Origin of the sequence: Microvirga lotononidis (genome assembly GCF_034627025.1) — a bacterium.
In the GTDB taxonomy this organism is placed as follows: Bacteria; Pseudomonadota; Alphaproteobacteria; order Rhizobiales; family Beijerinckiaceae; genus Microvirga; species Microvirga lotononidis.
The window spans coordinates 4839591-4862560 of the sequence record NZ_CP141048.1; the positions used below are offsets into that span (position 1 = coordinate 4839591).

The 22970-nt window shown below is 64.4% G+C and carries 20 protein-coding genes; 7 read left to right on the forward strand and 13 right to left on the reverse strand.

What is annotated here, in order from left to right:
* Window positions 1–26 precede the first annotated feature (26 nt).
* Window positions 27–647, forward strand: a complete 621-nt coding sequence (locus U0023_RS22790) for a CatB-related O-acetyltransferase (RefSeq protein ID WP_009764546.1) — start codon at window positions 27–29, stop codon at window positions 645–647.
* Here U0023_RS22790 and U0023_RS22795 read toward each other — a convergent pair.
* The 3 genes from U0023_RS22795 to aspS form a co-directional block, all read right to left on the reverse strand.
* Window positions 619–1713 (reverse strand): acyltransferase family protein, encoded by a 1095-nt coding sequence (locus tag U0023_RS22795; protein WP_009764545.1) that lies wholly within the window; start codon window positions 1711–1713, stop codon window positions 619–621. The genes U0023_RS22790 and U0023_RS22795 overlap by 29 nt on opposite strands.
* A gap of 113 nt (window positions 1714–1826) precedes the next feature.
* Window positions 1827–2681: a glycosyltransferase family 2 protein gene (locus tag U0023_RS22800; protein WP_009764544.1), complete on the reverse strand. Its 855-nt coding sequence runs from the start codon at window positions 2679–2681 to the stop codon at window positions 1827–1829.
* A complete protein-coding gene (gene aspS / locus U0023_RS22805; RefSeq protein ID WP_040639204.1) occupies window positions 2678–4486 on the reverse strand; it encodes an aspartate--tRNA ligase in 1809 nt (602 codons plus the stop codon). Before aspS ends, U0023_RS22800 begins: the two co-directional genes overlap by 4 nt.
* A 147-nt stretch (window positions 4487–4633) precedes the next feature.
* On the opposite strand from aspS, the gene U0023_RS22810 reads away from it, so the two are divergent.
* The 3 genes from U0023_RS22810 (at window position 4634) to rnd (ending at window position 7982) form a co-directional block, all read left to right on the forward strand.
* Window positions 4634–5335, forward strand: a complete 702-nt coding sequence (locus tag U0023_RS22810; RefSeq protein ID WP_009764542.1) for an alpha/beta fold hydrolase — start codon at window positions 4634–4636, stop codon at window positions 5333–5335.
* 1027 nt (window positions 5336–6362) lie between these two features.
* Entirely contained in the window at window positions 6363–6716 is a 354-nt protein-coding gene (locus tag U0023_RS22815) for a hypothetical protein (RefSeq protein WP_245273004.1), read from the forward strand.
* Window positions 6717–6821: 105 nt separating this feature from the next.
* Window positions 6822–7982 (forward strand): ribonuclease D, encoded by a 1161-nt coding sequence (gene rnd, locus U0023_RS22820; RefSeq protein WP_009764540.1) that lies wholly within the window; start codon window positions 6822–6824, stop codon window positions 7980–7982.
* A 4-nt stretch (window positions 7983–7986) separates the two neighbouring features.
* Here the strand turns inward: rnd and U0023_RS22825 are convergent, their stop codons facing one another.
* The 7 genes from U0023_RS22825 to U0023_RS22855 all read right to left on the reverse strand — a co-directional run bounded on the left by U0023_RS22825 (window position 7987) and on the right by U0023_RS22855 (window position 15547).
* A complete protein-coding gene (locus U0023_RS22825) occupies window positions 7987–8526 on the reverse strand; it encodes an NUDIX domain-containing protein (RefSeq protein ID WP_009764539.1) in 540 nt (179 codons plus the stop codon).
* 71 nt (window positions 8527–8597) lie between these two features.
* A complete protein-coding gene (locus U0023_RS22830; protein ID WP_009764538.1) occupies window positions 8598–9221 on the reverse strand; it encodes a 2OG-Fe(II) oxygenase in 624 nt (207 codons plus the stop codon).
* Between the two features lie 128 nt (window positions 9222–9349).
* On the reverse strand, window positions 9350–10870 hold the full coding sequence (ppx, locus tag U0023_RS22835; RefSeq protein ID WP_009764537.1) for an exopolyphosphatase: 1521 nt from the start codon (window positions 10868–10870) through the stop codon (window positions 9350–9352).
* A gap of 1 nt (window position 10871) precedes the next feature.
* On the reverse strand, window positions 10872–13064 hold the full coding sequence (locus U0023_RS22840; RefSeq protein ID WP_407667421.1) for an RNA degradosome polyphosphate kinase: 2193 nt from the start codon (window positions 13062–13064) through the stop codon (window positions 10872–10874).
* Window positions 13065–13186: 122 nt separating this feature from the next.
* Window positions 13187–13879: a P-loop NTPase family protein gene (locus tag U0023_RS22845; RefSeq protein WP_009764535.1), complete on the reverse strand. Its 693-nt coding sequence runs from the start codon at window positions 13877–13879 to the stop codon at window positions 13187–13189.
* Entirely contained in the window at window positions 13872–14987 is a 1116-nt protein-coding gene (locus U0023_RS22850) for an AI-2E family transporter (protein ID WP_009764534.1), read from the reverse strand. The genes U0023_RS22845 and U0023_RS22850 overlap by 8 nt, the downstream gene beginning before the upstream one ends.
* A gap of 29 nt (window positions 14988–15016) precedes the next feature.
* Entirely contained in the window at window positions 15017–15547 is a 531-nt protein-coding gene (locus U0023_RS22855; RefSeq protein ID WP_009764533.1) for a CDP-alcohol phosphatidyltransferase family protein, read from the reverse strand.
* A 254-nt stretch (window positions 15548–15801) separates the two neighbouring features.
* Between U0023_RS22855 and purM the strand changes: the two genes are divergently transcribed.
* From purM to U0023_RS22870, 3 genes are all read left to right on the forward strand, one after another.
* Window positions 15802–16872: a phosphoribosylformylglycinamidine cyclo-ligase gene (gene purM / locus U0023_RS22860; RefSeq protein WP_009764532.1), complete on the forward strand. Its 1071-nt coding sequence runs from the start codon at window positions 15802–15804 to the stop codon at window positions 16870–16872.
* Window positions 16872–17519: a phosphoribosylglycinamide formyltransferase gene (purN, locus tag U0023_RS22865; RefSeq protein ID WP_009764531.1), complete on the forward strand. Its 648-nt coding sequence runs from the start codon at window positions 16872–16874 to the stop codon at window positions 17517–17519. The genes purM and purN overlap by 1 nt, the downstream gene beginning before the upstream one ends.
* 244 nt (window positions 17520–17763) lie before the next feature.
* Window positions 17764–19350, forward strand: a complete 1587-nt coding sequence (locus U0023_RS22870; RefSeq protein WP_009764530.1) for a calcium-binding protein — start codon at window positions 17764–17766, stop codon at window positions 19348–19350.
* 150 nt (window positions 19351–19500) lie between these two features.
* On the opposite strand, the gene U0023_RS22875 is transcribed toward U0023_RS22870, so the two are convergent.
* The 3 genes from U0023_RS22875 to ndk all read right to left on the reverse strand — a co-directional run bounded on the left by U0023_RS22875 (window position 19501) and on the right by ndk (window position 22804).
* On the reverse strand, window positions 19501–19866 hold the full coding sequence (locus U0023_RS22875) for a hypothetical protein (protein WP_009764529.1): 366 nt from the start codon (window positions 19864–19866) through the stop codon (window positions 19501–19503).
* Window positions 19867–20143: 277 nt separating this feature from the next.
* Window positions 20144–22297 (reverse strand): molybdopterin-containing oxidoreductase family protein, encoded by a 2154-nt coding sequence (locus U0023_RS22880; RefSeq protein ID WP_009764528.1) that lies wholly within the window; start codon window positions 22295–22297, stop codon window positions 20144–20146.
* Window positions 22298–22381: 84 nt separating this feature from the next.
* Window positions 22382–22804 carry a nucleoside-diphosphate kinase gene (gene ndk, locus U0023_RS22885; protein ID WP_009764527.1) on the reverse strand — a complete coding sequence of 141 codons (423 nt, stop codon included), beginning with the start codon at window positions 22802–22804 and terminating at the stop codon, window positions 22382–22384.
* Window positions 22805–22970: the final 166 nt, after the last annotated feature.

The following is a 22970-nucleotide window of genomic DNA, read 5'->3' on the forward strand; positions in this document are numbered from 1 at the left end:
CTTGTCTTAAGCCGCGGGGTCGCGCGATGAAGCTGCGGCATCGCCTGAAGAACTGGCGCAACCCGCACAACCAGACCCGTGTCCACCTGGCTCGCATGGCTGGGCGTTACGGGTATGAGATCGGGGAGTTTACCTACGGCAAGCCCAAGGTCAGGTTCCCGGAATCGGGCCGCAAGCTCACCATCGGGCGCTACGGATCCATCGCCGACAAGGTGGAGATCCTCCTCGGCGGCAACCACCGCACGGATTGGGGCACCACCTATCCCTTCTCGGCCTTCCGGGAGCTTTGGCCCGGGGCGCCCAGGAGCGAGGATTATCATACCTCCCGGGGCGACGTGGTCATCGGTCACGACGTCTGGCTGGGCTCCGGCGCCATCATCATGTCAGGTTTGACCGTAGGGCATGGCGCCGTGGTCGCGGCCCAGGCCGTCGTGACCAGGGATGTCCCGCCCTACGCCATCGTCGGCGGCAATCCGGCGAAGGTGATCCGTTATCGTTTCGACGAGGAGACCATCGCGGCCCTGCTCGAGGTGCAATGGTGGGAGCTGCCGCGGGAGAAGATCGCGACCATCATTCCGCTTCTGCAGAGCGACCGGATCCGCGAGCTGATCGCGGCCGTCAAGGTGCTGCGGGCTCAATCGTCCTGAGCGTGCGGCGACCAAGCGCTTTGGCCTTGAGGCCCAAAGCCGGCTTCTCGATCAGATACCATGACACGGCTGCGACCATGAGGGTAATCGCCAGCGAGGGCGCCAGCAGCGCGCCGGCGGATATGCCCGACCAGAGTGCATGCAGGCTCTGCTGGATCGGCCAGCCATACAGGTAGGTGCCGTAGGACAGGTCCGCCTTGGGCTCGTACCCGAAGCGTGTGAGCATCGGCGCGAAGGCCAGCCACAGGATACTGTAGGTTGAGCCCATGAACAGCAGCGTCTTGTACAGGAAGGATCCGGCGCTGAGCCACGTCGCGAGGAGCAGCACCGGAACGAGTAGCCCCGAGAGACGGACCCGGCTTCGCCAGACGTAAAGCGCGCCGCCGAACGCGAAGATCAGCGGCAGGCGGAGGGCCGTCTGCACGCCCTTCGGAGCGTCCGGCTGAAGGAGATCAAGCCCCACCAACCCGATCGCAAGCCCGCCGACAAGCACGAGCGCGGCGGTGCGGGAATGCAGCAATCCGAGAAGGCCCATGAGGAGGACGCCCGCGTAACATATGACCTCGTATTTGAGGGTCCAGACGGTTCCCATGGGAAGCACCAGGGGATTGCCGGTGAACACGCCTGGCAGCTCCGTGTTGCTCTTGAGGCTCGTGAGCGTCGCCGTGATGAAGCGGCGTAAGGTCGGGCTCCCGAGATACTCGCCGATAGGCAGCGTGGTCATGGCGGTTCCGAGCAGGAGCGCCACCACGAGCACCGCCACGATCAGTCCGGGCGCGATGCGCAAGGTCCGGGCGATCACATAGTCACGCCAGCCGCGCCGGTCGAAGCTCATGGTGACGAGGAAGCCGGAGATGGCGAAGAAGCCGTTCACCGCATGCTCGCCCAGGGTGAAGCCGGTCGACGCCGCCAGGGGCTCGTCGAGCAACTCGCCCGTGGTGACGCTGAAGGCGTGGGACACCACGACGGCGAGGGCGAGGGCAAGGCGGATCAAGGTGAGATTGTTGTGAGGTCCGGCGATCGCGCTCTCGATCCTCACACCTTGCCAGGGACGCGCAGGAGCCATCGTGCCGGTCTACCTTCTCTCCTGCGCCCCGCTTGTCGGAGCTTGTCCGTCAAAGCCATTAAATGAACCGCGGTACGACGGCAATACGCCCGAGGTATCCCCCGGTGGCCCCGTCAGAACGCCTTGCGGCCCCGCATCGCAGCCCAGGCTCCGGCCGCCGAGCCGCCGTAGCGCTCGACGAGCTTGCGCCGGAACGTCAGGCTCGCGGCCAGGGTCTTGAGGGCATTGATGCCGAACATGCCCGGCGCCGGGTTCGGCAGCCCGTATTTGCGGCTCACATAGGCCCGCGACCAGGCCTGATGCCAGCGGGAGGTGAAGACGCGGCCGGGCTTGTCGCCGCTCGACCGGCCGCGTCCATGCCTGACGACGGCCTGCGGGACATAGATCAGGGCAGAGCCGGAATCCGCCACGCGGCGGCAGAGGTCGTCGTCCTCGTAGAACAGGAAGATGTTCTCGTCGAAGCCGCCGAGCCGCAGGAAGGTTTCGCGGCGGATGAGGAAGCAGGCGCCGGAGAAGAACGGCGCACAAGCCTCGCCTTCCGGCAGGACGAGCTTGCCGCCGGGATTGGTCAGCGAGGCGGCGAGGAGGGAGCGCGGTTGATAGAACACCCGTCCGCTCGGCTCCACGATCTGCGGCGCGAAGAACGCCGCATCGGGATAGCGTCGCGCCGCATCGATGAGGGCCGCGACCGCGCCCACGTCCACGATGCAGTCCGGATTGACGATCAGCACGAATTCGCTGTCGGCCGCCCGCACGCCGATATTGTTGGCGCGGCCATAGCCCTCGTTGCGGGCATTGCGGATGACGCGGGCGCCCTGCCCCTCGGCCATCGCGGCGGTGCCGTCCGCCGAGGCATTGTCCACCACGATCACCGGCACGTCGTCCGTCTGTAACGCGCCAAGACACTCCGGCAGCGCATGGGCGCTGTCGAAGGTCACGACGATGGCGGTGACGTCCTGGCGGCTCATTTCTCCGGCAGGTTCGTCCGGATGTGCAGCTCGCGCAGCTGCTTCGGGGTCGCCTCGGAGGGCGCGCCGAGCAGCAGGTCTTCCGCCTTCTGGTTCATGGGGAAGAGCGTGATCTCGCGCAGGTTATGCGCGCCGCAGAGAAGCATCACGATCCGGTCCACGCCCGCCGCCATGCCGCCGTGGGGCGGTGCGCCGTACTGGAACGCGCGATACATGCCGCCGAACCGCTCCATGACCTCCTTCTCGCCGTAGCCGGCGATCTCGAAGGCCTTCACCATCCGGTCGGGACGATGATTGCGGATCGAGCCCGAGGCCATCTCGTAGCCGTTGCAGACCATGTCGTACTGGAAGGCCGTGATCTTGAGGATCGTGTCCTTGTCCGTCGGGTCGAGGGCCATGAAGGCGTCGTGGTCGAAGTTCGCCATGGAGAACGGGTTGTGGGAGAAGTCGATCTTCTTCTCGTCCTCGTTCCACTCGTATTGCGGGAAGTCGACGATCCAGCAGAACTCGTACCGATCCTTGTCGATGAGGTTGAGCTCCTCGCCGATGCGGGTGCGCGCCTTGCCGGCGAGAGACGCCGCCTTGTCCTCGACGCCGGCCGAGAAGAACACCGCGTCGCCCGCCTTGATCCCGGCCTTCTCGCGAATGGCGGCCTGCGCGGCTTCGGGGATGAACTTGGCGATGGGGCCCTTGCCGATGATCTGGCCGTTGTCTTCCTCGAACACGATGTAGCCGAGGCCCGGCGCGCCTTCCGAGCGGGCCCAGTCGTTCAGCTTGTCGAAGAAGGAGCGCGGCTGCGAGGCGGCGCCCGTCGCCGGGATGGCACGCACGACGCCGCCCGACTTGATGACGTTCTTGAACGCGTTGAAGGTCACGTCCTCACGGGTGAACACCTCCGACACGTCAGCGATGATCAGCGGGTTGCGCAGGTCCGGCTTGTCGTTGCCGTATTTCAGCATCGACTCGAAATACGGGATGCGCGGGAAGACCTCGGTGACCGGCTTGCCGTCCGCGAACTCCTTGAAGGTGTCGCGGATCACCGGCTCCATGGTCTGGAAGATGTCTTCCTGGGTGACGAAGCTCATCTCCACGTCGAGCTGGTAGAACTCGCCCGGCAGGCGATCGGCGCGCGGGTCCTCGTCGCGGAAGCAGGGCGCCATCTGGAAGTACCGGTCGAAGCCGGAGATCATGATCAGCTGCTTGAACTGCTGCGGCGCCTGCGGCAGCGCGTAGAACTTGCCGGGATGGATCCGCGACGGCACGAGGAAGTCGCGCGCGCCTTCCGGCGAGGAGGCGGTCAGGATCGGCGTCGTGAACTCGAAGAAGCCGCTCTGCTGCATGCGGCTGCGGAGCGAGTTGATGATCGCGCCGCGCTTCATGATGTTGTTGTGCAGCTTCTCGCGGCGCAGGTCGAGATACCGGTAGGTGAGACGGGTCTCCTCCGGGTATTCCTGGTCGCCGAAGACCGGCATCGGCAGCTCGGCCGCCGGGCCCAACACCTCAATGTCCGTGATGTAGACCTCGACCATGCCGGTCGGCAGCTCCGGGTTCTCGGTGCCGGCCGGGCGCTTGCGCACCTTGCCGTCGACCCGGATCACCCATTCCGACCGGGCCGCCTCGGCCTGCTTGAAGGCAGCCGAATCCGGATCGATCACGCATTGCGTCATCCCGTAATGGTCGCGCAGGTCGATGAACAGCACGCCGCCATGGTCGCGGATGCGGTGGCACCAGCCGGAGAGCCGGGCAACCTGGCCGACATCGGATTCGCGGAGCGCGCCGCAGGTGTGGGAACGATAACGGTGCATGGAGGCGGACATGGAAAAAGCCTGCTGGTTCGATTTAAGCGCAACATCCATGGGAGTCGGGGGAAGTCAAGGCGGAAGGAAAGGATTGTACTTCAATGCCATGCGTAACAAGGTTCACAATAAGTGACTCGAGCATCTTGAGGCCTCATGTCCGGCCCGAAACCGAAATTGCTGCTCTTCCCGGGAATTGACGGCGTCCCTGAGCTGCGTCGCGGCCTGATGGAATGCCTCGAAGACCGCTTCGAGGCCCAAATCTTTAGCCTGCCTGAAGATCCCGATCTCGATTATGAAGGCCTATCGCAGTGGCTTGCAGAGCGGTTACCGGAAGGCCCCCTGGTCTTGGCCGGAGAGTCCTTCAGCGGTCCTCTGGTTGCCATGATCGCGGAAAAGCGCCCCGACAAGGTGAAGGGTGTCGTTTTCATTGCTTCCTTCCCGAAACTCGGCTTGCTGAGAGCCGCAGTTCATTTGCTACCCTTTATCCCCCTTCGCGCCATCCCCTTTGCCCCGATAAGCTGGCTCTTGATGGGGCAGACCGGGTCGGAGGATATTCGGAGAGAGATGCACAAAGCCCTGAAGCTGCTCACGCCGAAGATCGCCAAGCACAGAGCCAAGCTCGCCCTTGATGTGGATGTTCGGCAAATCATCACCGGACTGCCCCAGGCCATTCTGGTCATTCATGGGACGAGAGATAGGCTTCTGCCGTATCGCTATGTCCGCCAGTTTCAAGAACTAAGGCCGGATGCCCAAATTGTGCCGATCGACGGATATCACATGATCCTGGAGACCCATCCGAAGCCTATTGCCAAGGCCTTGGAAGTTTTCATGGAATCCCTGTTTCTCAGTTCATAGCCAAGCTCGATCTGCAAGCGAACGTCCTTGCGGGATCGTTGGACGAGTGGGATGCCCGAACCTCGATACTATCGTCCCTGCGTTGGTGGGAGCCCAGGGCCACGCCTTCTCAAGAACAGTCGGGCCGCGTGACGCCTCTGTTTGCACTGTCGGCGGGTCTGGATCCCGGATCTGCGCTACGCTCCGTCCGGGATGACGGTGAGTGAAGGTGAGATGTCAAAGAGCCAGCACCTTGGGGCCCGCAGCTTGCGCTGCGAGCCTTTCAGGAGATCGAGGGTGGCGCGATGGCAGCCCGGCTCGATGTCTAATGTTTGATGGAAGAGCCGAACTGCTCGTCCCGCACGGTACTTTTAGGCGTTTCGACTTGGACCAGCACAGGGCTGCCAAGGGCCTCCGGCCCCAGGTGTGCGAGACCTGCGGCAGGACCGTTCCCCACCCCACAACTGCGACGCCTCGCGAGCGCGCCCCTCGTCAGGCGGGGATGCGTAACGATATAGCCAAGGTTGCAGCAACTGTCAAGAACAAAGTGAGAACATAACATGGCCCCAACCAACTCTCGCCGTCATGGCCGGGAGGGGCTGTCATTCCGGGGCGCCGCAGGCGAACCCGGAACCCATAGACACGACGCCCGAGAATAAAACGCTGCATCAGCCGTCGCGCTCGATCCTTGGGTCGTCAGCGGTTCTGGGTTCCGGGCTCCGCTGCGCGGCCCCGGAATGACGGCCAGGGGTCTTTTCGGCATCGGGATGGCACGAGGCCGGCCATGACGGAGAGGGTGTCATCGGCGAGAGTGTCATTCTCGGCCGAAGCGCAGTGGAGGGGAAGGGAATCCACTCACAAGCACAGCACCATGAATCCCCTCCCGGCCTTACGGCCGCCGGTGATGACAGCGGCATCTTCGCTGTCCCCCTTCGCACTTCCGTTGTTTTCCAACGAATTTTCCACCTCAAGCAGCTCAGAAATCCTTGCGGAACAAAGGGTGAATTCCCATATTCTTCCTATGGTTAGCACCCTTGCGACATCCCTGTTGAGACCGGCCCGGAACGCTCCCGTCGAGGAGCGGATCGAGGGCAATTGGCACGTCTATCCGCTGGAGGGCGCGCTGGAACTCGACTATGTGGACCAGGCCGGCAATCCGAGCCGGCGCTGGGTGTTGGCGCGCGAGCTGAAGGTGGGGCCGGGCAAGATGCTGCTGGGCGGGATCGACATCCTGTCCGAGGACGGCTATCGCGGCTTCCGGGTCGACCGGATCCATCGTCTGGAGGACGCGGAGACCGGCCTCGTGGTCGAGCACAACATCCTCGACTGGCTCATGAAGCGCGCCGAGCGGCAGGCGAAGGCGCGGCGCAAGCACCTTGCGCGGAACCGAGCCGGCGCCTGACCTTATTCCTTTCGCCCGGGCGAAGCTTTACCTTATCCTCCGACAAACTGCGGGTCCGTCGATGACGGACTCGCGGGCCCCTTTCCGATAGGCTATGAACGCTCCATGGACCTGATCACCTCCACCGACGCCCTGGCCGCCGCCTGCAACCGTCTCAGCCAGCATCCGTTCGTGACCGTCGACACGGAGTTCCTGCGCGAGACCACCTATTACCCGAAGCTCTGCCTGATCCAGATGGCGGGCCCCGACCCTGCGGACGCCTATCTCATCGATCCCCTGGCCGAGGGCATCAGCCTTGAGCCGTTCATGACGCTGATGGCCAACCCGGACGTGGTGAAGGTCTTCCATTCGGCCCGGCAGGACCTGGAGATCGTCTGGAACCTCGGCGGCATCGTGCCGATCCCCCTCTTCGACACCCAGGTCGCCGCCATGGTGTGCGGCTATGGGGACTCGGTCTCCTACGAGCAGCTTGCCAACGATCTGGCCAAGGCCAAGATCGACAAATCCTCCCGCTTCACCGACTGGTCGCGCCGCCCGCTGACCGACGCGCAGCTGACCTACGCCCTCTCGGACGTCACCCATCTGGTGCAGGTCTACGAGGCGCTGATGGCGCAGCTGCAGAAGAACGGCCGGCTCGAATGGCTCGCCGAGGAGATGGCGATCCTCACTTCTCCGGAAACCTACCAAGCCGACCCGGGCAATGCCTGGCGCCGTCTCGCCGGCCGTCTCCGCAAGCCGCGCGAGATCGCCGTGCTCATGGAGGTCTCCGCCTGGCGCGAGCGTGAGGCTCAGGCGCGGGACGTGCCCCGCGGGCGCATCCTCAAGGACGACGCGGTGATCGACATCGCCACCTCGGCCCCGCGCAGCGTCGAGGCACTGGGCCGCCTGCGCACCATCCCCAACGGCTTCGAGCGCTCCCGCACCGGGGGCGAGATCCTGGACGCGGTGGAACGGGCGCTGGCCCGCGACATGGCGACCATCCCCGTGCCGGAGCGCAGCCGCGGCCGTTCGAACACCGGATCCGTCGTAGATCTGCTGAAGGTGCTGCTCAAGGCGGTGGCCGAGCAGGAGGGCGTCGCGCCCAAGATCATCGCCACCGTCGAGGAGCTGGAAGCCATCGCCGACAGCGACGATGCCGACGTGCCGTCCCTGCACGGCTGGCGCCGCAAGCTGTTCGGGGACAAGGCGCTCGCCCTTAAGAACGGCGAGCTCGGTCTGGTGCTGGAGCGCGGCCGGGTGAAGTTGAGGGCGATCGCTGAAGTCTGACGAGTCAGATCAGCCCCTTCAGGCGCAGAAGTCCGAGTGTCGCGACCGTCGCGGCATCCTTGATGATTCCTTCCGTGATCATCGCCATGACCTGGTCCAACGGGAAGGCCCGGCTGATCATATCCTGCTCGGCGTGCTCACGGCGGGCCTCGCCCTGCCGAAGCCCCTGCGCGAGGTAGATGTGGAAGCCCTGGTTCGAGTATCCGTAACATTCGAACAGATGACCCACATGGCGCATGGTCTGTGCCGTCAAACCGGTCTCCTCGCGCAATTCGGCGCGAGCCAGTTCCAGCGGGTCGGTTCCGGGAGCGTCCTCCCATGAGCCCTGCGGCAATTCCCAGTAACGGCCCTGTACCGGATACCGGTACTGCTCCACGAGGTGGATGACGCCGTTGTCGACCGGGGCAATGATCGCAAAGTCCGTCTTCTCGACCACACCATAAATGCCGGGCGATCCGTCCTGGCGGACGATCGCATCCTCCCTCACGCGCATCCAGCGGTTCTCGTAGACGGTCCGCGTCCCGGTAGTTCTGATATCCGACATTATCGCCCCCCTTAAATGCCTATGGCCGGGACAAGCCCGGCCATGACGAAGTCGTCGGTTCGGAAAGCGGGTTACCGCCCGAAGATGCCCTTGAAGACCTGGGCAAGCTTGTTGTGCTTCTTCTTGCGGTCCACGTCGGCCTGGCTCTTCACCCAGGCGATCTGGACCACGCGGCGCTCACCCGAGAAGGGCAGATGGCCGTGCCAGGAATTGTCGGAGCGCAGGAAGGCGAACATGGTGCCCATGACGGGCGGCACTTCCAGCTTGAACTTGTCGTAATTCTTGTCGTCGTAGAGGACGCGCAGGCGGCCGCCTTCGTCCTGCTGCCACTCGTCGTTCATGTAGACCAGCATGGTCATGACCTTGGACGGGCCGTCCGTGTGGATGGACCCGTATTTGGGCTGCGACTTCTTCATGATGGTCGTCAGGCGCGGATACTGGTGCAGGTCCAGGCCGAACTTCTTGGACAGCTCCTCGGTCAGCTCGGGGCCTTCCAGCTCCTCGATGAGCTTCTTGAAGCGGCCGTGAAGCTTGACCTCGTCGACGGTCAAATAGCCGGGCTTGTCGATGTCGGGAAAGTCCCGCCGCAGCTCGTCGATCTTGTCCTGCTTCAGAAGATTCGAAGCCAGAACGTAGTTGTAGGGCTCGCTGGACCGCTCGGCGTTGCGAACGGCTGTGAGGTCGATCAATTCCATGGTTGTCCCCAAAGGCTAAGCTTCCTTCCCAGTGGGAAGAGAAAGTATTGAAGTCCCTTGCTCTGTAAAGCCATAAACATGCGCGCGGCCGAAGTCGATCAGCTTCAGCCGCGACCGATGATGGCGTTCTAACGGATTTCGACGACGGGATCCATGTTGAGAAGCTTGCCGAGGCCGCGAAGGCGGCCCGTGAGGCGCTCGTTGGCGAGCGGCTCCAGACCGGCCGGGAGACTCAGCACGATCTGATTGCCGCGGGCAGTGAGGGGCGCCTGGGGAAGGATCCCCTCCATGGCCACCGAGACCGGATAGGCGATGCGCATCAGGGCCGCGAGCAGCCGCGCCCGCTCGAGGAGCCGGGGGCCTGCGAGGGACTTGATCCGCGAGCTGACCTTGTCGGGCGAGAGCCCCTCGTGCCGGAAGAAGATCGACAGGGCCAGATAGGCCCGGCCCGGATGGTCGAGGCCGGCGAAGGCCCCGTAGGCGATCAGGTTGAGGCTCTGCTCGCCCCGGTAATCGGGATGCGCCCGCCAGCCGATATCGGCCAGGAGGCAGGCCGCCCGGCGCAGGCGGGTGTCGTAATCCGTCTCCGGCAGGCCCAGGCTCCGGATGAAGGCTTCGGTCCATTGGCACAGCTCCACCCCATGGCGGGGCGAGCGCGAGCGCAGGAGGTTGAGGTCGCTCGCCGCCGCGAGGAGCGGGTCGCGCTCGCGGGACTCCTGATCGAGGCGGTCGAACAGGACGCCCTCGCGCACGCCGAAGGCCGAGATGGCGACTTCCTTCGGCTCTCCGAGGCGGATGATCTCCTCCAGCACGATGGCCCCATAGGCGAGGAGCGGACGCCGGGCCTCGGAGATGCTCTCGATGTCCTTCAGGGTCTTGGAATCGGCCTCCTCCACGAGGTGCAGGAAGTCGAGCCCGTCGTCCGGGTCGATCACGTAGCCGTGCATCACGTGGAGCGGATAATCCCGCGCCGCCTGGTGCAGTCGCGCCAGGGCGCGCCATGTGCCGCCGACCGCATAGAAGGTGCGGCCGTGCAGGTCTTCCAGGTATTCCGGAGCCCGTTCCAGGGCTTCGCGAACGATCCGCTGGGCTCGCTTCAGCGAACCGCCGCTGACGTCCTGCAGGGCGAGGCCGCCGAGGGGCATGGTGATCCCCTGCCCGACCCGGGAGCCCAGGACGTCGACCAGTTCCAGACTGCCGCCGCCCATGTCGCCGACCATGCCGTCCGGCTCGTGGAAGCCCGCGATGACGCCGAGCGCGGAGGCGCGCGCCTCCTCGGCCCCGGACAGCAGGCTGATCGGCTGGCCGCAGGCCTCGGCGGCCGCCTCCAGGAAGGCGGGACCATTGGAGGCGTCACGCGCCGCGGCGGTCGCCAGCACGAAGACCTCGGACACGTGCATCGTGTCGCAGAGGACGCGGAACCGGGCGAGCGCCCTCAGGGCCCGGTCCACGGCCTCGTCGTCCAACCGGCCGGTGGTCGCCACATGGCGCCCGAGGCCGCAGAGGACCTTCTCGTTGTAGATCGGCGTGACGGCGCGGGAGAGCCCCTCGTAGGCCACGAGGCGCACGGAGTTCGACCCGATATCGATGATGGCGACGGGACGGCCGATCTTGAGCCGTCCCTGGGCCTCCTGGCTTACGGCCTGCATGTCAGCGTTGCCCGCGCTTGGCGAGCGCCTTGGGGCTGGAGGTTTTGAGGGATTTGCCACGGCCCGACAGACTCGGATTTGTCATGAAATACTTGTGAGCGTTGAATGGTTCCTCGCCCTTGGCCGGCACCACCCGCTGGCTCGAGCCGTCGGGGAGCACCGTCCAGCTCTGCTCGTTGTCGAGGAGGTTGGCGAGCATGATCTGGTCGAGCACCTGCTGGTGCACGGTCGGATTGAGGATCGGCATCAGGGCCTCGACGCGACGGTCGAGGTTGCGCGACATGAGATCGGCCGACGAGATATAGACATGGGCCTTCGGGTTCGGCAGCCCCTGCCCGTTGCCGAAGGCATAGATGCGCGTGTGCTCCAGGAAGCGCCCGACGATGGACTTGACCCGGATGTTCTCCGACAGGCCCTGGATGCCCGGCCTGAGGCAGCAGATGCCGCGCACGATGAGATCGACCTGCACGCCCGCCGCGCTCGCGTCGTACAGCGCATCGATGATGTCCGCGTCGACGAGGGAGTTGCACTTGCCCCAGATCGCCCCCGGCCGCCCCGCCTTGGCATGGGCCACCTCTTCCTCGATATGCTGGAGCAGCCGCTTTTTCAGGGTGAGGGGCGACACCGCCATGCGTTCCAGCTCGGCGGGTTCCGCATAGCCGGTCACGAAGTTGAAGATGCGCGACACGTCCCGCCCAATCGCCGGATCGGCGGTGAAATAGGACAGATCGGTGTAGATGCGCGCGGTGATCGGGTGGTAGTTGCCCGTGCCCACATGGCAATAGGTGATGAGCTGGCTGCCTTCGCGGCGCACGACCATGGACAGCTTCGCGTGCGTCTTCAGCTCGATGAAGCCGAACACCACCTGGGCGCCGGCGCGCTCCAGGTCGCGCGCCCAGCGGATATTGGCCTCCTCGTCGAAGCGCGCCTTCAGCTCCACGAGGGCGGTGACGGACTTACCGGCCTCGGCGGCTTCGGCGAGCGCCGCAACGATGGGGGAATCCGACGATGTGCGGTAGAGCGTCTGCTTGATCGCCACCACGTTCGGGTCGCGGGCCGCCTGACGCAGGAACTGCACCACCGCGTCGAAGGATTCGTAAGGGTGGTGGACGATGATGTCCTTCTCGCGGATCGCCGCGAAGCAATCGCCGCTATGCTCGCGGATGCGCTCGGGGAACCGCGGATTATAAGGCTTGAACTTGAGGTCGGGCCGTTCCAGAGCGACGAGCTGGGACAGGTCCCGCAGGCCCATCATGCCCTCGACGACGAAGACCTCGTCGTTGGACACCTCCATCTCCTCGGCCACGAAGAGGCGCAGGTCCTCCGGCATGGCGGCCTCGACCTCCAGCCGGATCACGCTGCCGCGCCGGCGCTGCTTGAGCGCCGTCTCGAACAGGCGGACGAGATCCTCCGCCTCCTCCTCCACTTCGATGTCGGAATCGCGGATCACCCGGAAGGCGCCCTGCCCCTGCACCGCGTATCCGGGGAAAAGGCGGCTCGTGTAGAGGACGATCATCTGCTCCAGCGCGATGAAGCGGGTAGCGCCCGTCTCGGCGAAATCCGGCAGGCGGATGAACCGCTCGGCCCGCGACGGCAGACGGATCAACGCATTCAGCACCTTGCCGTCGCTCTGGCGCACAAGCTTCAGGGCGATGGAGGAGCCGAGATTGGGGATGAACGGAAAGGGATGCGCCGGATCGATGGCGAGCGGCGTCAGCACGGGGAAGACGTGGTTGAGGAAGTAATCCTCTAGCCAGGACGCCTCCGCCTTCGTCAGCCCCGCCCCTTCGGTGAGGACGATGCCCTCCTCCAGCAGCGCGTCCCGCAACTCGCGCCAGCGCCGCTGCTGGTCAGAGGCGAGATGGGACACCGCCACGGAGATCTTCGCCAGCTGCTCCTGCGGCGTGAGCCCATCCTGGGAGGCCGTGGCGACGCCCGAGCGAACCTGCCCGATCAGGCCCGCGACGCGGACCATGAAGAACTCGTCCAGGTTGTCGGCCGAGATCGATAGGAAACGCAATTGCTCGAGGAGCGGATGGTTGCGGTTCGATGCCTCCTCGAAGACCCGGCGGTTGAACTCCAGCCAGGACAGCTCGCGATTGATGAAGCGCTGGGGGAACTTCCGCAGCACCGCCCCATCGAGCTCGATGTCCGGCGGCGCCTTCGGCAACGGAGCCTCGCTGACGGTCTCCACCTCTTTCAGAGCAATCGCGCTGCGCACTTCGTTCTCCGCATTCTCGTTCTTCGGAGATCGTTTTGCTCTCGGCTTCGTGACGGTTTCACGACGGTTCGTCAGTGCGGCGTTAGTGTCAGACTTCACTCGCTCTCATCCGTTTCCTGTGCGGCACCAAGAATCTCCGCCGCGATCGCCCGGGACACGCGGCGCCCCCGGCTCAGGGCTTCCCGATCGAGAAGCGCCACGAGTTCGGAGGCTTTCGCCAATGAGCGTTCGATCCTCAGAGCAATATAATCGACAACGGAGGTGTCGACCACGAGTTGCCTGTCGACGAAAAGCTTCACCAGCACGGCTTTGAGCAGCGCATCGTCCGGCGCGTCCAGCGACACGCTCGGGGCGAGGCGCAGGCGCGACAGCAGATCCGGCGTGCGCAGGGACCACCGGTCGGGAGGCGTCTCGCAGGTGATCAGGAGCGAAGCCTTCCTCTCGCGCGCGAGATTCAGGAGATGGAACAGGGCCGCCTCGTCCCGCTCACCCCGGTCCATGTCCTCGATGGCGAGCGCGCCGTTGGATATGAGGTGAGGAACCTTGTCCTGCGTGATTCCGGAGGCATCGATGGTCCAGGCGCGGGCATTCGTCGCCCAGATCGAAGCGAGGTGGCTCTTGCCGCTGCCACGGGGGCCGACGAGGAGCAGGATCGTGTCAGGCCAGTCGGGCCAGCTCTCGATGAGGCCGTAAGCCTGCTCGTTCGACGGGCTGACGAGGAAATCTTCGGCGCCGAAACGGGGATCGAGGGGCAAGTCGAAGGCGAGCTGCTTGGGCACCTCACGCATCGAGATCGACCTTCTCGGGTCCGACCTTGGGTTTCAGGATCATCGGCTCCGTGCCGCGATAGAGGGGGCTTGCCAAGTACTGCCGCAAGGCGAAGCGCGCGATGACGCCCATGGCGGCGGCAAGGGGAACGGCCAGCAGCAGCCCGACGAATCCAAAGAGGGCGCCGAACGCCACAAGGGCGAACATGAGCCAGACCGGGTGCAGGCCGACGGAATCCCCCACGAGCTTCGGCGACAGGATGTTGCCCTCCACGAACTGGCCGAAGATGAAGATGCCCAGCGTCGCGGCGATCATGGTCCAGTCCGGCCAGAACTGCACGATGGCGACCCCCACCGAGAGGATGAGCCCCGTGAGCGATCCCACATAGGGGATGAAGCTCAACAACCCGGCCGTCATCCCGATCAGGGCGCCGAAATTCAGCCCGACGATGGCGAGGCTCACCGCGTAGAACGTGCCGAGGATGAGGCAGACCAGGGCCTGGCCCCGGACGAACCCTGCAATGGCGCGGTCGATATCGCGGGCGATGGCGCGGATCGTGTCCCGGTGCCTCATGGGCATCCAGGAATCCACTGTTCTGACCATGCGGTCCCAGTCGACCAGCATGTAGAAAGCGACGACCGGCGTGACCACCAGCAGGGAGAAGATGCCGATGAGCGCCTGCCCGCCGGACCAGAGGCCCTGCAGGAAGGCGGTGATCCAGGCGATGCCCTGACTGATGAGGTTCCCCACCGAAGGAGGCGCCGCAGGCAGCGCGTCCTCGATTCCGAGCTTCCGGATCAGAGGACCGATCTGCTCCGCCCCGAGTTCCTGAAGCCTCGCCACGTAGCCGGGCAGCCGCTCCACGAACGCCCCCACCTGCTGCGCCGCGAACGGCACCAGGATCATGAGGGCAATGATGAGGATGAAAACGAAAAGAATCAGGATGAGGAGGCTCGCGCCGAGGCGCCCGATGCCGACCTTCTGCAGCCGGTCGGCGAGGGGATCGAGCAGGTAGGCGAGAGCGAAGCCGGCAACGAACGGCAGGAGGATGCCGCGCAGGACGAACAGCAGTAGAACCGCGGCGACCAGCGCCGCAATCCAAAATCCGATCTGCCGTTGGACCGTCATCGGTTCCCCATACTGTATCTTTTTGGCCGTCAGGTGGACATGTGGCGCAGCCAACCCACGAGATAGGCACCGGCGGAGGCTATGGTCAAGGTCGCCACCAGCACCATGACGATTTCCTCAAGCCCTCCGAGTCCCACGCCGAAGGCGTTCGCGGCGAGCGCGTAGGCGGCAAAGGCAAGCTGCGCCCCTGTGTTGAGCTTGCTGACGATCAGCGGCTTGATCTCGACTGGACGGCTCATGACCCAGGACAACAGCACAGCCGCCACGATCATGGCATCCCGCGAGACCACCACGATGGCGAGCCAGCCGGGGATTGCCCCCACGATGGCGAGGGTTACGTAGATCGAGACCAGGAGCGATTTGTCGGCCAGGGGATCGATATAGGCCCCGAACTCGCTCTTCATGTCGAATTTGCGGGCGATGAACCCGTCGACAGCATCGGATATCCCGGCCACGACGAAAAGCGCGAATGCCGTGGCCCACCGCTGCTGCATGATCATGACGATCACGATGGGCACGATGATGAGGCGGCCGATGGTGATGATGTTCGGAATGGTCATCGGAGGGGATGATGCCGGGTCGGAGGGCGGAGTTCAATCGTCGGGTCGGCCGGGTGGGGATAAGATGGCCTCTCTCCGCCGTTATCCCGGGCTTGTCCCGGCCATCCCGATCCGAAAGGCAAGGCGTTTCACAGAACCGGGACCACCGGCGCAAGGCCGGTGATGACGTGAAGGGACGGGTTCGCAAAATGCACACTCTCCCCTTGCCTCCCGCTCCCTCTCGCCTTACTGCCCGAGCCAACACGGGGTGAACCATGACGACCGAGAAGCAGACGAACGGTTTGACCTATGCCCAGGCGGGCGTCGATATCGATGCGGGCAATGCCATGGTCGACCAGATCAAGCCCCTGGTGCGGTCCACGCGCCGGCCCGGAGCCGATGCGGAGATCGGCGGGTTCGGAGGACTGTTCGACCTCAAGGCGGCCGGCTTCAAGGACCCGATCCTGGTGGCGGCCAATGACGGCGTCGGCACCAAGGTGAAGATCGCCATCGACACGGGGATCCACGACACCATCGGCATCGACCTCGTGGCCATGTGTGTGAACGACATCATCGTCCAGGGCGCGGAACCTCTCTTCTTCCTCGATTACTTCGCCACCGGAAAGCTCTCGCCCGAGGTCGGCGTCCACATCGTCAAAGGCATCGCCGAAGGTTGTCTCCAGGCGGGCTGCGCCCTGATCGGCGGCGAAACGGCCGAGATGCCGGGGCTCTATGCCCGGGGCGATTACGACCTCGCGGGCTTCGCGGTCGGCGCGGCCGAGCGCGGCACCCTGCTGCCGAAGGACGTGAGCGTCGGCGACGTGCTCATCGGCCTGCCCTCCTCCGGCGTCCATTCCAACGGCTTCTCGCTGGTGCGGCGGATCGTCGAGCACTCGGGCCTCGCCTGGGACGCCCCCGCCCCCTTCGCGTCCGGCAAGACGCTGGCCCAGGCCCTGCTGGAGCCGACCCGGATCTACGTGAAACCCCTTCTGGAGGTGCTCAAGGGCGGCGACGGCGTCAACGCGCTCTGCCATATCACCGGCGGCGGCTTCCCGGACAACATCCCGCGCGTCCTTCCCGACGGCGTCGGCGTGCGCCTCGATCTCGACGCCATCGCCGCCCCGCCCGTCTTCGGATGGCTCTCTCGGACCGGCGGCGTGGCCGAGGCCGAGATGCTGCGCACCTTCAACTGCGGCATCGGCATGATCGTGGTGGCGAGCGCCGACAAGGCCGCGGCCGTGATGGAGCGTCTGGCCGGGGCCGGCGAGAACCCGGTCCGCATCGGCGAGACTGTGGGCCAAGAGGGCGCCGAGCGCGTCCGGACCTCGGGGTCCCTGAAACTCTGATGTCCCGCCGCCGCGCCGCCATTCTGATCTCGGGCCGCGGCTCGAACATGGTCTCGCTGATCGAGGCCGCTCGCGCCGAAGACTTTCCGGCCGAGATCGCCCTCGTCCTGTCGAACCGCCCGGACGCGGCTGGTCTCGAGCGGGCGAAGGAGGCCGGGATCGCCACCTGCGTCATCGACCACAAGGCGCATCCCACCCGGGAGGATTTCGAACAGGCGATGGACGCGGCGCTCGCCTCGCACGCCATCGACTTCATCTGCCTCGCCGGCTTCATGCGGGTGCTGACCGACTGGTTCGTGGAGCGCTGGGCTGGCCGGACGGTCAACATCCACCCCTCCCTCCTGCCCCTGTTCCGGGGCACGCAGACCCACCGCCGCGCCCTGGAAGAAGGCGTTCTCGTCCACGGCTGCACGGTGCATTTCGTGGTACCGGAACTGGACGCCGGCCCCATCATCGCCCAGGCCGTCGTGCCCGTGGTCCCCGGCGACACGCAGGAGAGCCTCGCGGCTCGCGTGATCGTCCAGGAGCACAAGCTCTATCCGAAGGCGTTGCGCCTGATCTGCGACGGGACCGCCCGGCTGGAGAACGGCCGGGTGGTGTTCTCGCGCGGCTGGGATGCCGATGCGGCGCTGCATTCGCCGGGATGAGGCACGCGAGCACAAGGACAGGGTTCGGTCGGATCGGAATGAACGCCTGCCCGCTTGTGTAGCCAGAGCAGTTAACGAGAACCTGCAACTGAAACTTGATTGAAGGTTGAATATTTACAACTTGAGGATCGTAGTCGTCGAATTGTTATCACATAACATTTCTCAAAAGAGGTTGTCCCGCTCCCCAAACCCGTTCTCGCTGGTGCCGTGGCAGACCTCATGCATTTGAGGAGACCGACGTTTCATGAGCAGCAGTCTGTTGCAGGCTTTCCTGGAGTTCTGGAATAATTCCGGCGGCGGCGTTGAATACGGGGGCACCGGTACCGGTGGCCGGATCACCGGAAACGTCACCGGCGGCTCAGGGACGGGTACATCGTATAGGGTCGAAATCTATCCTTACGACCAATCGATAGATACGGTGGGAAACCCTGGCACTCAGGACTATTGCGCCGGCTCCATACCTGACGGGAGCTTTTGGGACGAGAACGGCGACCTCGTCTATGTCGATATCATGATTCGCGCGCCGAAATTGATACAAGGCGACGCACCCAATTTCTTCGATTCGATGTGCGCCACTTTCGATCGCCTGGAATATGAACTCGACCAATGGCTCGTGAGATATGACTTCTACGGCGCGGTATATGATAGGCCATACAATTCGAACGATTATATGAAGAATTGGCTTTATGAGACCTATGGCGAGCATTTCTCGGATGGGCACGTCCACCTGGATCCTATGGATGGGACCCCTCTGTATGTGGTCGGGGGAAACTCGACAGGTGAGGTGTCAGGCTTCGCGATTCGCATGAATTTCGGCTCCCAGACGGATGATTCCGTTCAGGGGTCTGGAATGATCTTTTTAGGAGCAGGCAACGATTCGGCTGTCGGAAGCTCCGGAGCTGACTTTCTCGATGGCGGTTCCGGCAATGACACGCTGACTGGCGGCTTTGGCAAGGACACACTGATTGGCGGTTCCGGCACCGATACGCTTCGGGGTGGCGGCGGCAACGATTACCTCCACGCCGGCAGCGATTATTCGGCAGACATTCTGTTCGGAGATGCAGGCAACGATACGATCTACGGCAGCCTCGGTGACAACCTGCTCTATGGCGGTTCGTATAACGACAGCCTTTACGGCGACGCTGGCAACGACACCATTTACGGCGGCAGTGAAAATGACAGCCTTTGGGGCGGAGCAGGAAACGACGTGCTTTTGGGCGAAGGCGGTAGCAACACCGTCTTCGGCGAAAGTGGCAATGACCTTATTTACGGCGGCATCGGCATCGACCGTCTCGATGGTGGCGAGGGTCGGGATACCTTGAGCTATTTCTATGCCACGTCCGGCGTCACGGTGCGGCTTTATGAGAATACCGTCTCAGGGGATATCGCCCAGGGCGATACCATCTCCGGCTTCGAGGATGTCAGCGGAGGCTTCGGATCCGACGCACTCTATGGTTCGGGTGGCGACAACATCCTCGATGGCGTCGGCGGAGACGACCTCCTCATCGGCTTGGGCGGAAACGACATGCTCATCGGTGGGGGCGGCAATGATACTCTCATCGCCGACTGGGGGACGGACATTCTGATCGGCGGCGCGGGCAACGACCTGTTTGCGATTTGGACCACGATCCAGCACGCGGTTATCAACGACTTCGCGCGCGGGGCCGACCATGTCCAGATCCAGAAAACATGGTTCGCGTCCTATGCCGATCTCCGTGCCGCCGCATACCAGTCCGGCAACGATGTGATGATCAGCAAGAATGGCATGGACGTTATGCTCAAGGGCGTTCAGCTCTCGACCCTGAGCACCAGTGACTTCTATTTCGTGTAATGGAAGCGATCATTCGGCTCTCCAAGAGACGCCGAATGATCGGCTGTCACTTTCGCAGCAGGTTGTTGATCCTCTCGGAAAAGCAGCCTGCTGTTTGCTTTGTGCATTCCGGAGAACCCCATTCCGGATGAAGAAGTCCGGCCGAAAGGCCTACAATTTCGGCCTTTGCAGCTTGCAGGCATCGAGGGCAGACAGCGCCTTCGCGCGGGCGGTCTCGTTGAACACGCCCGTGTCGCGATAGCCCTGGAGTTCGTCGGCGCTGAGCGAGCGCATCGTGCGGCCGGCATAGCAATCGCAGGACCGGTTGAGAGACGCCTCGCTGACGCCGCTCTGGAGCCTGGCTTGCGTAATCGCGCAGGCCTGGCTCACGCGAGCGCGAAGCTGGGACACGCTTTCCGTCTTCAGCGCCGGATCGGGCTGGTATTGGGTCGGCATGTTGGACGCGGCGGCAAAAACGGAGGTCGCGCCGACGGACATGGCCGCCGACACGAGCAGCGTGCGGATGATCGAATTCATGGATGGCTCCCCAGAGATGAAATCACGTTCGGTGTTTAAGAATAGGCTTGGCCGTTCGGGATCAAGGGGGGAGCTGCGAACAGGCTTAAGAAGGTGTGACCGCGTGCTCGCTGAGCGAAAGCGACCCCATCGGCTCCCGACGTCGTCACCGGGCTTGTCCCGGTGATCTCAGTGGGATGAGCGCCGAGCCTTGCCGTATCGGGATGGCCGGCACAGGGCCGGCCATGACGTGGAGGAAAATCCGTCCCGAAGCGGATTTTCCCTTTTCCGTCGGAGATCAACCGACAACCGCCTCGGCGCGATGATGCTTCCGCGCGATGGGCAGTTCCAGGGTCGGGTCGAGATCGGCCTTTTCCAGCGCCACCCGGTTGTCGTGGAAAGCCGCGCCGCCATAGGGCGCCACCTGATCGCCGCCGGTGAGCGTGTTGATACCCCGTCCGAAGGGGTGAGCGGCGTTGGGCCAGATGCCTTCGGCAATAAGCACGCCGCGCCGCACGCCGTCGAAGAGCCGGGCGCGGAGATAGACCTCGCCGCGATGGTTCTTCAGCTTCACCCAGTCGCCGTCGGCGATCCCCTGCCGCCCGGCGTCGAGCGGGTGGATCATCACCTCCGGCCGCCGCTCCTTGTCGAGGGAGGTCGGGGTCTCGGTGAAGCTGGAATTGAGGAAGTTGCGGGCCGGGCTCGTGGCGAGCCGGAACGGATGTTCCTCGGTCGCCGCCTCGATCACGCCCCAATGGTCCGGGAGGGCCGGCATCTGGGCCCAGGGTCCCATGGCGCCGTTGTTGTAGGACGGAATCGCGGCCCAATCGGGCTTGAAGCGGAACTTGCCGTCCGGATAGCCGAAACCTTTCAGGAAGTGGGCCTCCTCGAAGGGGGGCTGCGCGTCGAAATGGACGTGGGTCTCCAGGTTCTCCAGGGAGCCCCAGCCGGAGTTCCGGAGCGTCCAGTCGATGATCTCGCGCGGCTCCATGGCGAAGCCGCGATGCTCCGCGCCGAGCCGCTCTGCGAGCCCACGGAAGACCTCGTGGTTGGACCGGCACTCGCCCGGAGGATCGACGAGTTTTGGGCCGACCTGGAAATGCTGGTGGCCGCCGCCGGAATAGAGATCGTCATGCTCCATGAACATGGTCGCGGGCAGGACAATATCGGCCATCAGCGCCGTCTCGGTCATGAACTGCTCATGGACGCAGACAAAAAGGTCCTCGCGGGAAAAGCCCTGCTTGACCAGCTCCTGCTCGGGCGCGACCGAGACCGGGTTGGTGTTCTGGATCAGCATCGCCTTCACGGGCGGGCCATTGTAGAGCGCCTCAGCGTCGCCGGTGAGGACACGGCCGATCTGCGACTGGTCGAGGATGCGGATCGACGGATCGATGGCGTCGTGGCCCTCGATCAGAGCCTTGTTCCAGTGGAAGATGCCGCTGTTCGAGTGGAACGCGCCGCCGCCCTCGTATTGCCAGGCGCCGGTCACGGCCGGGATGGACACGGCCGCGTGCATGTTGACCACGCCGTTGCGCTGGCGGGCGAAGCCGTAGCCGAGACGGAAGAAGGTGCGCTTCGTCGTGCCGACGAGCCTGGCGAACGCCTCGATCTCCTCCACCGACAGGCCTGTGATGGCCGAGGCCCAGGCCGGGTCGCGGGCCTTGAGGTGCTCTTCGAGCTCATGCGGATGATCGGTGTAGCGCTCCAGGTACTCCCGGTCCGCCAGGCCGTCACGAAACAGCACGTGCATGACCGCGCAGGCGAGCGCTCCGTCGGTCCCGGGCTTCACCAGGAGCGCCATGTCGGCCTGCTTCATGGTGGCGTTCTGGTAGATGTCGATCACCACGAGCTTGGCGCCGCGCTCCTTGCGGGCCTTCATCGCGTGGGTCATCACGTTGACCTGGGTGTGGACCGGATTCGTGCCCCAGATCACGATGCAGTCCGATACCGCCATCTCGCGCGGATCGGAGCCCCGCAGGTGTCCGGTGCCGGCCACGTAGCCGGTCCAGCTCATGGCCGTGCAGATGGTGGAATACTGTCCCGAATACTTCTTCACGTGGCGCAGGCGGTTGATGCCGTCGCGCATCACGAAGCCCATGGTGCCGGCGTAATAATAGGGCCAGACGGATTCCGACCCGAAGTCCCGCTCCGCTTCCAGAAACTTCCGGGCCACGATGTCGAGGGCCTCGTCCCAGGAGATGCGCTCGAACTGCCCCGAACCCTTCGGCCCCGTGCGCCGCATCGGGTGGAGCAGCCGGTCGGGATTGTGGATGCGTTCCGCGTAACGGGCCACCTTGGCGCAGATGACGCCCGCCGTGTAGCTGTTGCTCTTCGCCCCGTGCACGCGCCCGATGGTGCGCCCGTCGATCACCTCGACTTCGAGGGAGCACACGGAAGGACAGTCATGCGGGCAGACGGACGAGCGACGTTCGATGCGGGGAGCTTGGTTCATGGCGGGGGCATCATGGCGGAGCGGGAGAGCAAAGAAAAGGCCGCCCGGAGGGCGGCCTGAACATGAAGGCTATGCTTTCGGAGCTTAGCCGACGATCTCGTTGCCCGAGAAGAACTGGGCGATTTCGATCTTGGCGTTGTCGAGGCTGTCGGAGCCGTGGACCGAGTTCTCGCCGATGGACTTGGCGTAGAGCTTGCGGATCGTGCCCTCGGCGGCGCTCTCCGGGTTGGTGGCGCCCATGATCTCGCGGTAGCGGAGAACGGCGCCCTCGCCCTCGAGAACCTGGACGACGACCGGAGCGGAGATCATGAAGTCGACGAGCTCGCCGAAGAAGGGACGCTCCTTGTGGACCGCGTAGAAGGTCTCCGCCTCGCGACGGCTCATGAGGATGCGCTTCTGCGCCACGATGCGCAGGCCGGCATTCTCGATGACGGCATTGACGGCGCCGGTGAGGTTACGCTCGGTCGCGTCGGGCTTGATGATGGAGAAGGTGCGCTCGATGGCCATGACAACTCGCTTTGATCTGATATGGGAAACGGTGAAGTGCGGCGCTTATAACGGTGAGCCCCCTCCCCCTCAAGCGCCTTTTGCTCCCGGCCGCTTGGAAAGCTTAACCGCCTCCCCTAATCTCATGCCGGATCGGACCGGCGAGGGCCGGCATCGAGGGAGCATC

What these genes read in the sequence shown, in the direction of transcription:
- ndk (WP_009764527.1), bottom strand. Translation starts at nt 22,804, where the DNA reads ATGGCCATCGAGCGCACCTTCTCCATCATCAAGCCCGACGCGACCGAG.
- aspS (WP_040639204.1), bottom strand. Translation starts at nt 4,486, where the DNA reads ATGCACCGTTATCGTTCCCACACCTGCGGCGCGCTCCGCGAATCCGAT.
- rnd (WP_009764540.1), top strand. Translation starts at nt 6,822, where the DNA reads ATGGACCTGATCACCTCCACCGACGCCCTGGCCGCCGCCTGCAACCGT.
- U0023_RS22875 (WP_009764529.1), bottom strand. Translation starts at nt 19,866, where the DNA reads ATGAATTCGATCATCCGCACGCTGCTCGTGTCGGCGGCCATGTCCGTC.
- U0023_RS22870 (WP_009764530.1), top strand. Translation starts at nt 17,764, where the DNA reads ATGAGCAGCAGTCTGTTGCAGGCTTTCCTGGAGTTCTGGAATAATTCC.
- U0023_RS22810 (WP_009764542.1), top strand. Translation starts at nt 4,634, where the DNA reads ATGTCCGGCCCGAAACCGAAATTGCTGCTCTTCCCGGGAATTGACGGC.
- U0023_RS22800 (WP_009764544.1), bottom strand. Translation starts at nt 2,681, where the DNA reads ATGAGCCGCCAGGACGTCACCGCCATCGTCGTGACCTTCGACAGCGCC.
- U0023_RS22825 (WP_009764539.1), bottom strand. Translation starts at nt 8,526, where the DNA reads ATGTCGGATATCAGAACTACCGGGACGCGGACCGTCTACGAGAACCGC.
- U0023_RS22880 (WP_009764528.1), bottom strand. Translation starts at nt 22,297, where the DNA reads ATGAACCAAGCTCCCCGCATCGAACGTCGCTCGTCCGTCTGCCCGCAT.
- U0023_RS22830 (WP_009764538.1), bottom strand. Translation starts at nt 9,221, where the DNA reads ATGGAATTGATCGACCTCACAGCCGTTCGCAACGCCGAGCGGTCCAGC.
- U0023_RS22850 (WP_009764534.1), bottom strand. Translation starts at nt 14,987, where the DNA reads ATGACGGTCCAACGGCAGATCGGATTTTGGATTGCGGCGCTGGTCGCC.
- purN (WP_009764531.1), top strand. Translation starts at nt 16,872, where the DNA reads ATGTCCCGCCGCCGCGCCGCCATTCTGATCTCGGGCCGCGGCTCGAAC.
- purM (WP_009764532.1), top strand. Translation starts at nt 15,802, where the DNA reads ATGACGACCGAGAAGCAGACGAACGGTTTGACCTATGCCCAGGCGGGC.
- U0023_RS22855 (WP_009764533.1), bottom strand. Translation starts at nt 15,547, where the DNA reads ATGACCATTCCGAACATCATCACCATCGGCCGCCTCATCATCGTGCCC.
- ppx (WP_009764537.1), bottom strand. Translation starts at nt 10,870, where the DNA reads ATGCAGGCCGTAAGCCAGGAGGCCCAGGGACGGCTCAAGATCGGCCGT.
- U0023_RS22795 (WP_009764545.1), bottom strand. Translation starts at nt 1,713, where the DNA reads ATGGCTCCTGCGCGTCCCTGGCAAGGTGTGAGGATCGAGAGCGCGATC.
- U0023_RS22790 (WP_009764546.1), top strand. Translation starts at nt 27, where the DNA reads ATGAAGCTGCGGCATCGCCTGAAGAACTGGCGCAACCCGCACAACCAG.
- U0023_RS22845 (WP_009764535.1), bottom strand. Translation starts at nt 13,879, where the DNA reads ATGCGTGAGGTGCCCAAGCAGCTCGCCTTCGACTTGCCCCTCGATCCC.